10 protein-coding genes are annotated in these 12,317 nt (G+C 73.0%); 3 read left to right on the top strand and 7 right to left on the bottom strand.

Annotated elements, in window-relative coordinates:
- Window positions 1-55 precede the first annotated feature (55 nt).
- On the bottom strand, window positions 56-1,729 hold the full coding sequence (locus E4P40_RS22020) for a SpoIIE family protein phosphatase (RefSeq protein WP_167762337.1): 1,674 nt from the start codon (window positions 1,727-1,729) through the stop codon (window positions 56-58).
- Between the two features lie 121 nt (window positions 1,730-1,850).
- Between E4P40_RS22020 and E4P40_RS22015 the strand changes: the two genes are divergently transcribed.
- Window positions 1,851-2,126, top strand: a complete 276-nt coding sequence (locus tag E4P40_RS22015; RefSeq protein ID WP_135160554.1) for a YciI-like protein — start codon at window positions 1,851-1,853, stop codon at window positions 2,124-2,126.
- On the opposite strand, the gene E4P40_RS22010 is transcribed toward E4P40_RS22015, so the two are convergent.
- The 4 genes from E4P40_RS22010 to hppD form a co-directional block, all read right to left on the bottom strand.
- Entirely contained in the window at window positions 2,117-3,493 is a 1,377-nt protein-coding gene (locus tag E4P40_RS22010; RefSeq protein ID WP_135160553.1) for an FAD-dependent oxidoreductase, read from the bottom strand. The genes E4P40_RS22015 and E4P40_RS22010 overlap by 10 nt on opposite strands.
- A 10-nt stretch (window positions 3,494-3,503) precedes the next feature.
- On the bottom strand, window positions 3,504-4,715 hold the full coding sequence (gene fahA, locus E4P40_RS22005; protein ID WP_135160552.1) for a fumarylacetoacetase: 1,212 nt from the start codon (window positions 4,713-4,715) through the stop codon (window positions 3,504-3,506).
- Window positions 4,712-5,929 carry a cupin domain-containing protein gene (locus E4P40_RS22000; RefSeq protein ID WP_135160551.1) on the bottom strand — a complete coding sequence of 406 codons (1,218 nt, stop codon included), beginning with the start codon at window positions 5,927-5,929 and terminating at the stop codon, window positions 4,712-4,714. Before E4P40_RS22000 ends, fahA begins: the two co-directional genes overlap by 4 nt.
- 76 nt (window positions 5,930-6,005) lie before the next feature.
- A complete protein-coding gene (gene hppD, locus E4P40_RS21995; RefSeq protein WP_135160550.1) occupies window positions 6,006-7,211 on the bottom strand; it encodes a 4-hydroxyphenylpyruvate dioxygenase in 1,206 nt (401 codons plus the stop codon).
- 117 nt (window positions 7,212-7,328) lie between these two features.
- Here hppD and E4P40_RS21990 point away from each other — a divergent pair, with 117 nt between their 5' ends.
- Window positions 7,329-7,835: an Lrp/AsnC family transcriptional regulator gene (locus E4P40_RS21990; RefSeq protein ID WP_245160502.1), complete on the top strand. Its 507-nt coding sequence runs from the start codon at window positions 7,329-7,331 to the stop codon at window positions 7,833-7,835.
- On the opposite strand, the gene E4P40_RS21985 is transcribed toward E4P40_RS21990, so the two are convergent.
- Complete coding sequence (locus tag E4P40_RS21985) at window positions 7,832-10,021, bottom strand: alpha/beta fold hydrolase (RefSeq protein ID WP_209305459.1); 2,190 nt, start codon at window positions 10,019-10,021, stop codon at window positions 7,832-7,834. The two genes, E4P40_RS21990 and E4P40_RS21985, sit on opposite strands and share 4 nt — an antisense overlap.
- Window positions 10,018-11,103 carry a class I SAM-dependent methyltransferase gene (locus tag E4P40_RS21980; RefSeq protein WP_135160548.1) on the bottom strand — a complete coding sequence of 362 codons (1,086 nt, stop codon included), beginning with the start codon at window positions 11,101-11,103 and terminating at the stop codon, window positions 10,018-10,020. The genes E4P40_RS21985 and E4P40_RS21980 overlap by 4 nt, the downstream gene beginning before the upstream one ends.
- A gap of 103 nt (window positions 11,104-11,206) precedes the next feature.
- Between E4P40_RS21980 and E4P40_RS21975 the strand changes: the two genes are divergently transcribed.
- The coding region (locus E4P40_RS21975; RefSeq protein WP_135160547.1) for an ATP-binding protein at window positions 11,207-12,317 on the top strand (1,111 nt) is incomplete at its 3' end.

The following is a 12,317-nucleotide window of genomic DNA, read 5'->3' as shown; positions in this document are numbered from 1 at the left end:
GAGGCCGCGGCGGTGACCCGGCTCGGCGCTGCCCTGGGCAGGTGACGGCGCGGGGCTAGTCGCGTTCGGGGTGGAACCGGACGGCGACGATCGCCACGTCGTCGTCCGAACGCTGCCGGACGATCCGGTCCAGCAGCCGGTCGCAGAGAGGGTCCACGCCCAGTCCACCCAGCTCGCCGACGATCCCGGTGAGGCGTGCGATCCCCTCGTCGATCCCCGTCCGGCCGTGCTCGACAAGCCCGTCGGTGTAGAGCACCAGGGTCCGGCCGGGGGCGATCAGCACCTCGTGGTCGGTCCGCGGGCGCGTCGACTCCGCGCCCAGCAGGATCTCCGGCGCCGAGTCGAGGACCTCGACGTCCCCGTCGGGGTGCAGGAGGACGGGCGGCACGTGCCCGGCCGACGACCAGCGGAGGGTCCGCAGCCCTGCCCGCGCCTGGTCCGCCGGCTGCTCGATCCGCGCGACGAGGGCCGTCGCCAGCGTGCCGATGCGCAGGCCGGTGAGCACCTCGTCGACCCGGCTGAGGATCTGCGCGGGACTCTCCTGCCGGTCGTAGGCGATCCCGCGGAGGATGCTGCGGATCTGCCCCATGGCGGCCGCGGCGTCCACGTTGTGGCCGACCACGTCACCGATGACGAGCAGGGTGGCTCCGTCGCGCTGCTGGAAGGCGTCGTACCAGTCGCCGCCCACGTGCATGTTGGTGCCGGCCGGCTGGTAACGGACGGCGATCTGGAGGTGGTCCGGCTGCGGCGGCGGGGTGAGCAGGCTCCGCTGGAGCGTCTCGGCGACCTGGAGCTGCCGCCCGTAGAGCCGGGAGTTGTCCAGCGAGAGGGCGGCACGGCGGGCCACCTCGACAGCCGTGGCGATGTCCATCTCGTCGTGCGGCGGCCGCGCCGACGAGTTGATCATCGACAGGACGCCGAAGGTCTCGTCGCGGGCTCGGAGCGGCACGATCGTGCAGGAGGCGGGGTCCAGTCGTCGCCAGGCGTCGCGGACCTCGTCCGACGGCAGGGAGTCCTCCGCCAACGCCGGGTGGATCGCGTCGAGGTGCACCGGTTCCCCGGTGAGCAGCGCCGCCGTGATCAGGGAGTCGTCACCGGCGCGCCGGGTGCGCTTCTGCAGGTAGGTGTCCAGGTCGGCCAGCCGTCGGGGGTCCCCGTGGGCGCGGCCCAGGTCCGCGCGCTGCCCGTCGTACCCGAGGACGGTGACAGTGGCCCAGTCGCACAGCCGCGGCACGACCAGGTCCATCAGCCGGGCGACGGACTCCTGCATGTCCAGGCTGCCGATCATCACCTCGCTGACCTCGGCCAGGAACCGCAGCCGGCTGCTGTCGGCGTCCTCGACGACCGTGGCCTCGCCGTCGGCCCGGTCCGAGACGCTCGCCTGCCCCGTGCCGGTCGCCTGGCGGAACGTCACGTGCAGCCGGGCGCCGTCCTGGACGGCGGTGGCCTCGATCCACTCGGCAGCGGGCGTGTAGTACCCGCGCCAGGTGACCCGGTCCTCGACGCTGCGTGCGTGCAGCAGGAAGCTGTGGAAGATCGTGCCTGCGAGCTCGGGCAGGGCGATCCAGATGTTGCGCCCCACGAGCTCGTCGGGGTTCCGCCGCAGCAGCCGCGCACCGGGCAGGTTGACGTAGCAGATCGTCCACTCGTCGTCGAAGACGACGACGCCGTCCGGCAGGGCGTCGAGCGCCGATCGCAGGAGGTGCGAGTCCGTGCCGGCCTCCCGCACGACGCCTCCCGGACCTGCTGCACGAGACGCCACTCGCCCCCGAACCGGCTTGGGACACTACCCCGGCGAACGCAAGGCGTCGGGGCATCGGTCGGGTTGCTCGCGTGTGACAGTGGGGGACATGCACCTCCTGCTCGAGTACACCCTCGCGGAGAACTATCTGGAGCGCCGCACGGCGCTGCGCGACGACCACCTGGCCCTCGCCCGGGCCGCGCACGAGCGGGGTGAGCTGCTGCTCGCCGGCGCGCTGCCCGACCCCTACGACCGGGCCGTCCTGGTGTGGACGGCGCCGCGCGAGGTCGTCGAGCGCTTCGCCGACTCCGACCCCTACGTCGTCCACGGGCTGGTGACCGGCTGGACGATCCGCGACTGGAACGTCGTCGTCGGTCAGAGCTGACGGACGTCGTCCTCCACGGCCTCGAACGCCTTGCGGGCCGCGATGAGCACGGGATCCCAGACCGGCGAGAACGGCGGCGCGTAGGAGAGGTCGAGCGACAGGATCTCGTCGACGGTCATCTCGTTCCAGATGCAGATCGCCAGCGCGTCGATCCGCTTGGCCGCGTCCTCCCGCCCGACGATCTGCGCACCGAGGAGCCGCCCGCTCCGCCGCTCGGCGATCATCGTCACCCGAATGGGAGCGGCGCCCGGGAAGTAGCCGGCCCTCGTGGTGGAGTCGACGGCGGCCTTCACGAAGGAGTAGCCGGCCGCGTCCGCCTCCGCAGACGACAGGCCGGTGCGGGCGGCTTCCGTGTCGCAGACCTTGGTGATCGCCGTCCCGATGACGCCCGGGAAGGTGGCGTAGCCGCCGCCGATGTTGAGGCCGGCGACCCGGCCCTGCTTGTTGGCGTGGGTGCCCAGGGCCACGACCACCCGCTGGCCGGAGAGCCGGTGGCGCGACTCGACGCAGTCCCCCGCCGCCCACACCCCGTCGATCCGCGTGCGCATGCGCGCGTCGACGGCGACGCCCCCGGAGGTCCCCAGCGGGATGCCCGACTCCTGGGCGAGACGCACGTTCGGCCGCACGCCGAGGCCGAGGACGACGAGATCGGCGGGCAACTCGCGGCCGCTGCCGGTGACAACGGCCCTCGCGCGGCCGTCCGGCCCGACGTCGATGGCGGCCACGCCGTCGGAGAGGACCATCTCGACGCCCTCGCGGCGGACCGCCTCGGCGATCAGCTCGCCGACGTCCGGGTCGAAGGTGCCGACCGGCGTCGACGAGCGGTCGACGACCGTGACGTCCAGGCCCCGGACGCGGCACGCCTCCGCGATCTCCAGGCCGATGTAGCCGCCGCCCACCACGACGACGCGGCGGACGGAACCGCGGGCGAGCTCCTCCCGGAGCGCGACACCGTCGTCGAGGACCTGCACGCCGTAGACGCCCTCGGCGTCGATGCCGGGCACCGGCGGGCGCATGGGCACGCTCCCGGTCGCGTACACCAGGTCGTCGAACGGCTCGTCGCCTTCCCCGCCGCCATCCAGGTCGCGCCAGTGGACGACGCGCCGGTCCAGGTCGATGCCGACCGCTTCGGTGCGCATGCGGACGTCGATCCCGGCCGCGCGGTGCTGGTCCGGCGTCCGGGCGATCAGCGCTGCCTCGTCCTCCACGGCGCCGCTGATCCAGTACGGGATGCCGCAGGCGGAGTAGGACGTCGCCCGGCCGCGCTCGAACATGACGACGTCGAGATCCGGCTGCCGCTTCTTCGCCTGGGACGCCGCGCTGCCGCCGGCCGCGTCGCCTCCGATGACCACCAGCCGCTTGCCCATCCTCCGGACGCTAGGCCACCGTCCGCCCGCCCGCGGGCCGAGCGGACCCACCGGGTGCACAGACCGCCCCGGTCACCTCGCCGAGCCCGATCCGCGAGTCGCCCGGGCCAGGCGCCGACGCGGTGACCGTGACGACGTCGCCGTCCTCGAGGAAGGTGCTCGTGGAGCCGTCGGCGATCGTCAGCGGTTGCCGGCCGTTCTCCGACAGCTCCAGCAGCGAGCCCCACTGCTCGCGCTGGGGCCCGCTGACCGTGCCGGACGCGAACAGGTCGCCGGTCCGCAGCGACGCACCGTTGACCGTGAGGTGGGCGAGCTGCTGCGGGGCGGTCCAGTACTGCGTCGCGAACGGTGGACGGCTGATCAGCTCGCCGTTGAGCCGGACCTCCAGGGTGACGTCCAGGCCCCACGGTCGGCCGGCGTCGTCCAGGTACGCCAGCGGCCGGGGATCGCGGGTCGGCGGGGGCACGCGGGCGGCTTCCAGCGCCGCCAGCGGGACGACCCACGGCGACACCGAGGTCAGGAACGACTTGCCGAGGAAGGGGCCGAGCGGCACGTACTCCCACGCCTGCAGGTCGCGGGCCGACCAGTCGTTGACCAGGCAGATCCCGAACACGTGGTCGGCGAGCGCCTCGGCCGGGACCGCCGTCCCGAGCTGGGACCCGACGCCCACCACGAAGCCGACCTCCGCCTCGAGATCGAGCCGCTCGGAGAGCCCGAAGTCGCCCGCCCGCCGCTGACCCGACGGCCGCACGACGGGCGTGCCGGACACCCGTACCGTCCCGGCCCGGCCGTGGTAACCGATCGGCAGGTGCGTCCAGTTGGCCGGCAGGGGCTCGGCGTCCGGGCGGAACAGCCGTCCGACGTTCTCGGCGTGCTGGCGCGAGCTGTAGAAGTCGACGTAGTCCGCCACCTCGACCGGAAGGTGGAGAGTCACCTCGTCGAGCCGGTACAGGTGCTTCTCGACCGTGTCGCGGTGCGCCTCCTCGGTCAGCCACTGCCTGATGTCCGCCCGCAGCGCGGCCCAGGCGACCGGCCCGCGGGCCATGAACTCGTTCAGCGACCCCGTTCGGTGCACGTCGTCCCCGGTGATCTCCACCAGCTCGAGGACCGCGTCGCCGATGCGCACACCGGTCCGTCGACCGCTGTCCGCGGTGGAGAAGACGCCCAGCGGCAGGTTGTCGATCCCGAAGCCGGTGTCCGGCGGGAGCTCGACCCAGGTCACGGGGTCGGGCCCCGGCCCGACCAGGACCAGGCGTACGTCCCGTCGTCCACGGCCGTGCCGCCCTCCCCCAGCCCGAGCGGCCGGAAGGTGTCGACCATGACGGCCAGCTCGTCGAAGTACTCCGCTCCGAGCGAGCGCTCCACCGCCCCGGGCTGCGGGCCGTGCGAGTGCCCGCCGGGGTGCAGCGAGATCGACCCCCTGCCGATGCCCGATCCCTTGCGGGCCTCGTAGTCACCGTCGACGTAGAACATGACCTCGTCGCTGTCGACGTTCGAGTGGTAGTAGGGCACCGGCACGGCGAGCGGGTGGTAGTCGACCTTGCGCGGAACGAAGTTGCAGATGACGAAGTTGGTGCCCTCGAACACCTGGTGCACCGGTGGCGGCTGGTGCACCCGGCCGGTGATCGGCTCGAAGTCGGTCACGTCGAAGACGTAGGGGTAGAGGCAGCCGTCCCACCCGACGACGTCGAACGGGTGCTCGGGGACGACGTGGATCGTGCCGGCCAGGCCGCCCGGGCCGTCGCCGCGGTGCTTCACGTACACCTCTGTGTCCCCACGGCTGTCGCCGACCTCGGCGAGCAGCGGCTCGGCCGGGCCGCGAAGGTCGCGCTCGCAGTAGGGGGCGTGCTCGAGCAGCTGCCCGTACCGGGAGAGGTAGCGCTTCGGCGGGGCGATGTGGCTGTTCGCCTCGATCGCGTACGTGCGCAGGGGTTCGTTCCCGGTCGGGAGCCACCGATGGGTCGTCGCCCGCGGCAGGATCACGTAGTCGCCCTGCGAGACCTCCAGCGCGCCGAAGACCGTCTCGACCGTCGCCGTCCCCCGCTCGACGTAGACGCACTCGTCGCCGGTGGCGTTGCGGTAGTAGGGGCTGGTCAGGCTGCTGACCGCGTAGGAGATGCGGACGTCGGCGTTGCCGAGGACCAGCCGGCGCCCGGTCACGGGGTCGGTCGCCTCGTGCTCCTCACCGGCGAAGAGGTCGTGCAGCTTCAGGTGGCGGGGCATCAGCGGCACGTTGGGCGTCACGGTCTGGTCCGGCAGCTCCCACGGCCGGGCATCGACCATCGCCGACGGGATGCCGCGGTGGTAGAGCAGCGAGGAGTCCGACGAGAAGCCCTCCTCCCCCATCAGCTCCTCGGAGTACAGCCCGCCGTCCGGACGGCGGAACTGCGTGTGCCGCTTGGGCGGGACGTCCCCCACCCGCCGGTAGTGCGCCATCGAACCTCCCCTTTCCGGTGCCAGAATGGCCATTCGGCCCCCTCAGGAGAGGTGCCGAAATGGCGATTTCGGCACCTCAGAAGTTGCCGCGCTTGGCCTGCTCGCGCTCGATCGCCTCGAAGAGTGCCTTGAAGTTGCCGATCCCGAAGCCCAGCGAGCCGTGCCGCTCGATCAGCTCGAAGAAGACGGTGGGCCGGTCGCCGATCGGCTTGGTGAAGATCTGCAGCAGGTACCCGTCCTCGTCGCGGTCGACCAGGATCCCGCGCTGCTGCAGCTCCTCGATCGGCGCCCGCACGTTGCCGATGCGGGCCCGCAGCTCCGGGTCCTCGTAGTAGGAGTCCGGCGTGGCGAGGAACTCGATGCCCTCGGCGCGCAGCGCGTCGACGGTGCCGAGGATGTCGTTCGTGGCCAGTGCGACGTGCTGCGCGCCCGGCCCGCCGTAGAACTCCAGGTACTCGTCGATCTGCGACTTCTTCTTGCCGTGCGCCGGCTCGTTGAGCGGGAACTTCACGCGGTGGTTGCCGTTGGCGACCACCTTGCTCATCAGCGCCGAGTAGTCGGTGGCGATGTCCTCACCGACGAACTCCGCCATGTTCGTGAAGCCCATGACCCGGTTGTAGAACTCGACCCAGCGGTCCATGGCGCCGAGCTCGACGTTGCCGACGACGTGGTCGATCGCCTGGAACAGTCGCTTCGGCGCGCCCTCCCGCGGAACGAAGGACGACGTCCGCGCGGCGTACCCCGGCAGGTAGGGACCGTGATACCGCGAGCGGTCGACCAGGGTGTGCCGGGTGTCGCCGTAGGTGGCGATCGCGCCCAGCCGGACCGTCCCGTGCTCGTCGGTGAGGTCGTGGGCCTCCTCCAGCACCGTGGCGCCCTGGGCACGGGCGTGGGCGATGCAGCGGTCGACGTCCGGTACCGCCAGCGCGATGTCGACGATCCCGTCGCCGTGCGCACGGTGGTGATCGGCCAGCGGGCTGGCCGGGTCGTAGGCGCCCTGGATCACGAACCGCGCGGCCCCGGACCGCAGGACGTACGCGTGCGAGTCGCGGTTGCCCGTCTCGGGCCCGGAGTAGGCGACGAGCTCCATGCCGAAGGCGGACTCGTAGAAGTGCGCCGCCTGGGTGGCGTTGCCGACGACCCAGACGAGTGCGTCCCAGCCGGACACCGGGAAGGGGTCGGCCGAGGAGTCGTACTCGACCAGCCCGACGAGCTCCTTGAGCTGGTCGAGGTCCAGGTCGGCCAGGCGCTCCTCGTCGTTGAGGGTCTGCTCGAGGCTCATGACCGAACTGCACACCCGAGGAGACGGCTGCACAAGCTGCCGCGATGGTGCTGGCCTGTCCGCCCGTTCGAGCTACGTTCCGCACCGATCTGCTGCGCAATGTGCATAGTTGGTGACGTGCCTGACAAGCGGACTCTCGATGCGCTCGACGTCGCCCTGCTCGACGCCCTGCACCGCCACCCACGTGCGGGGGCACTGGAGCTCTCCCGGCTGACCGGCGTCGCCCGGGCGACGGTGTCCGCGCGGCTGCAGCGCCTGGAGGCCACCGGCGTCGTCGCCGGCTACGGCCCGGACGTCGACGTCGCGGCCGCCGGGTTCGGCGTCCAGGCGTTCGTGACCCTGGAGATCGCCCAGGGCGCGATCGAGGACGTGCAGCGCGATCTGGAGAGCATCCCCGGCCTGCTCGAGGCGCACGCGACCACCGGCAGCGGCGACGTCCTGTGCCGGGTGGCGGCCAGCTCGCACGAGGCGCTGCAGCAGGTGCTGGTCGACCTCAACCGGTCACCGGCGGTGGTCCGATCGACGAGCGTCGTCGCGCTGTCCCGGCTGGTGCCGTTCCGCACCCTCCCGCTGCTGGCGTCGGAGGCGGCCCCGGGGGCCGGCCGGTCGGCGATGCGGCGCTAGAGCAGTTCGGCCAGCAGGGCCGCCGCGCGGGCGGCCCCGTCGGTCTCGACCGGGCGGTAGGCGATCTCTCGGGTCACCTCCTTGGCGATGACCTCGGCGAGGGCGTCGGGCTCGACGGCGTCCTCGTACGGCAGGCACCGCCCGGCCTCGTACCGGTCGAGGCGCGTGCGCACGTGGAAGTTCTGCTCGAAGTGCCGCCGCAGTGGCACGTAGACGAACGGCTTGCGCAGCGCCGTCAGCTCCATGCAGGTCGTGAGGCCGCCCTGCACCACGGCCAGGTCGCAGGCCGCCAGGTACCGGTACAGGTCCGGCAGGTAGCCGGTCACCCGGACGCCGGCGACCTCCGGCAGGGACGCCGGATCGATCCGTGGTCCGGTGACGACGAGGAACGTCAGCTCGGGCACCAGCCTCCGGACCAGCGGGACGGCGTCCAGCACCCGGCGCAGCAGCGAGCCCCCCACCCCCGAGCCGCCGACCGTGACCAGGCAGAGCTTCTCGTCGGCACCGATGCCGAGGTCCCGCCGCAGCCCGCCGGTCCCCCGGATCGCTGCCGGGTCGAAGCCGGTGACGTACCCGGCGAAGTCGAAGTTCCGTTCCGTCCACTCGCGGATCGGCGGCAGGCCCGGGCCGAAGTCGGCGTCCACGATGTCCCCGGGGCTGCCCACGAAGATCGAGCGGTCGCGCACCGGCCGGAAGCGGGCGCGCTGCTCGATCATCTCGGCGTTGTAGTCGGCGGTGAGCGCGGCCTCCGCCGCTCCGCCCTCGGGCATCGGCAGCCAGCCCACGAAGTCGGTCAGCCAGGCGAACGGATATCGCTTGAGCTCCGGGTTCTCGTGCAGGAAGTAGTCGACGTCCCACGCCTCGTCCCCGACCACGAGGTCGAAGTGCTCCTGCGCCACGACATCGGCGAAGACCATGAAGTTGTTCACGAGGATCTCGTCCATCCGCCGGATGGCCTGGAACGCGTGCAGGTCGTGCTCGCCGGACTCGTGCTCGACGTGTGCCGACTCGTTGGCCAGCTCCGCCGAGGCGGGATGGATCCGCTCGCCCCTCCCCTCCAGCACACGGGTCACGGGGTGCTGGGCGAGCCAGTCGATCTGCAGGTCGGGATGCAGCGCCCGCAGCTCGGCGGCGATCGCCACGTCCCGCTGCGCGTGCCCCAGCCCGATCGGCGAGGAGAGGTACAGCGCCCGCCTCGGGCGCCGGGCCGCCCGCGTCCACGTCGTCCGGTCGACCCGCGGGCAGACCCGGTCGACGAACTCGCGGATCAGGTGGTTGATCCGCACCGGGTCGCGGGCGTGCGGCCCGTGGCCACAGCCCTCCAACAGCACGAGGGAACCGCCGGTCGCCTCCGCCAGCCGCTCGCCGATCGCGGACGGCCGCACCTGGTCGTCCGTGCCGTGCACGACGGTCACGGGGCACCGGACCTGTGCGCAGAGCGGCTCGAGCGGCAGGCACACGGCGCCGTCGCAGCCCAGCCGGCCGGCCGTGGTGTCGACGAGCGTCTCCGGCGCGATCTCGTGTCCCCACCCGATGCAGTCCTCGATCTGCTTGGTGGAGTGCGGCTCGGTGAACATCCGGCCGAAGAAGAACGACAGGAAGGCGTCGTAGTCCTCCTCGAGCCAGAAGTACCGGTTGTAGCGCGCCCAGCCGGAGCGGGCGCGGTGGCGGACGTCCCACGCGTACTGCTCCCGCTCGGGGTGGGACACGGGGAAGCCGCAGGCCGGCGAGATCGCGAAGAGACCGAGCACCCGGTCGGGGTGTACGGCCGCCACGTGCACCGACCAGGTGCTGCCGCACGACAGCGACACCAGGACCGCCGCCCCGGTGCCGGTGGCGTCGAGCACCGCGACGGTGTCCTTCGCGAACTCCTCGTCGGAGTAGGCGGCCGCCCCGGCGGGCCGGTCGGAGGCGCCGCTCCCCCGGCCGTCGAACGTCACGACCCGGAAGTGCCGGGCCAGGTAGCCGACCTGCGCCTTCCAGTGCCGCGACGGGAGGATCGACCAGGTCGGCATGAGCAGCACCGTGGGGCCGTGGTCCTGACCGAAGACCTCGTAGGCCAGCCGGACGCCGTCCCGCTCGACCACGCCCTGGACGTCGGGGTCCCGGGCCCGGCTGGGTGCCTGCCGCACATGCGCAGTCTGCTCCTGCCGGGCCCGGCGCCGGGTCGTCGTCGACACGGTCACCGACGGACCTCGAGGACGTTGTTGAAGGGCGTGCCCGCCGCGGGACGGAACCGGCGGAAGCCCGCCGTCGTGGCGACGTCGCGGATCCGGGCCGGGCCGGCCTGCGTGCCCAGCGCGAGACCGACGTCCTGGGACAGCGACGCGGGCGTGCAGAGCAGCGTCGAGAACCCGTAGTAGGCCCGGCCGATCGGGTTGAGGTTGTCCTCCACCCGGTCGCCGGCCATCGGCTCGACGATCATCCAGGTGCCGTCAGCGGCGAGTGCCTCCTTCACGTGGCGGGCCGCCCCGACCGGGTCGCCCATGTCGTGCAGGCAGTCGAACATCGTCACCAGGTCGTAGTCGCGGCCGGAGAAGCCGGTGGCCGGCGCGACCTCGAACCGCACACGGTCGGCCACCCCGGCGCGCTCCGCCCGCTCGCGGGCGACGGCGATCGAGCCCTCGTGGTAGTCGGAGCCGATGAAGGTCGACCGCGGGTAGTGCTGCGCCATCAGCACCGTCGAGGCGCCGTGGCCGCAGCCGACGTCGGCGACGGTCGCGCCGCGCTCCAGCTTCTCGACGACGCCGTCCAGGGCCGGCAGCCACTCGCCGATCAGGTGCGCGTTGTACATGGTCCGGAAGAACCGCTCGCAGCCCACGTGGACGTCGCCGTTGTGCGCGTGCCAGCCGATGCCGTCACCGGTGCGCGCAGCCTGCAGCACCGCTGCTGCGTCGCGCACGGTGCCGTGGGCGATCTGGAAGAACCCGGGCAGGTAGGCGGGGCTGTTCTCGTCGGTGAGGGCCGCGGCCTGCTCGGCCGGCAGGGTGTAGCTGCGGGTCTCCGGGTCGTACTCGAGGTAGCTGCCGGCGGCCTGGGCGGCCAGCCACTCCCGCGTGTAGTGCTCGTCGGTGCCTGTTCGCTCCGCCAGCTCGGACGGCGTGACCGGGGTGCCGTCGGCCATCGTGCGGTAGTAGCCGAGGGCATCGCCCATGACGACGAGCGCGGTGTTGAGCGTCGCGCCGACCTCGTCGACGGCGCGGAACACGAAGCCCATGAGCTTGTCGGGGTCGATCGGCCGGGCGGTGGGCAGCTCGGTGGTGGTCATGACATCTCCTCGGGGAGGGGCGGGTCCGGTGACCTCGACCCTCGTGGCGCGCACCGCGTCGTCGCATCAGGGCACCCACCTAGCCGCTCCCTAGACTCGGCGGATGCTGCTCGGTCGCGAGCGCGAGCGGTCCCTGATCGGGGACCTCATGTCGGGCGCCCGGGTCGGGCAGAGCGCCGTCCTCGTGCTCACCGGTGAGGTGGGCATCGGCAAGAGCGCGCTGCTCGAGGACGCCGCCGCCTCGGCGACCGGCATGCGGCTGCTCCGGGCCACGGGCACCGAGTCGGAGGCGGAGGTGCCGTTCGGCGCGCTGCTGCAGCTGCTCCGGCCGGCCCTGGTGCACCTCGACCGCATTCCCGCTCCGCAGGCCGACGCGCTGGCCACGGCCCTGGCGCTGCGACCGGGCACCGGCAGCGACCGGTTCGCCGTGGGCGCCGCGACGCTCAGCCTGCTCAGCCGGTTCGCCGAGGACCAGCCGCTGGCGGTCGTGGTCGACGACGCCCACCTGCTGGACCAGCCGTCGGCCCAGGCGCTCGTCTTCGCCGCACGCCGGCTGACCGCCGACCCGGTCGTCGTGCTCGCCGCGGTCCGGGCCGGCGAACCCTCGCCGCTGCTCGAGGCCGGACTCCCCGTCCTGACCGTCGCGGGCCTGTCCCCAGCGGCATCGGGCGAGCTCGTGTCCGCCAGCCGCCGCGGCGCCGTCGCGGACCGCCTGTACGAGGCCACCGGCGGCAATCCCCTGGCGCTGCTGGAGCTCGCCGACGACCCGTCCCTCCTGGACGCCCTGCCCCCCGGTGCGCCGGTGCCCGTGCCCGCCCGGCTGGCGCGTGCCTTCGCCAGGCGCGCGGACCGCCTGCCGGCACCGGCCCGGACGGCGCTGCTGGTCGCGGCGGCCGCCGGTGACGACCTGTCGCTGATCTCCCGGGCCTGCCGGCTGCTGGACGTCGACGCCGCCGCGCTCGACGACGCCGAGGCCGCCGAGCTGCTCGCCGTCACGGCGGGGCGCGTGACCTTCCGCCACAACCTGGTCGCTTCGGCGGTGTGGTCGGAGGCCGCGCCGGCGGCCCGCCGAGCCGTCCACCGCGCGCTGGCGGCGGCCCTGCCCGAGGACGACGTCGACCGCCGCGCGTGGCACCTCGGCGAGGCGGCGCTCGGGCCCGACGAGGAGACGGCACGCCTCCTCGACGCGGCGGCCTCCCGCGCCCGCGACCGCA

It is taken from the genome of Blastococcus sp. CT_GayMR20 (assembly GCF_004570345.1).
Note: the sequence above shows the minus strand (reverse complement) of the source record. Positions and strands in the feature narration are given on the sequence as shown.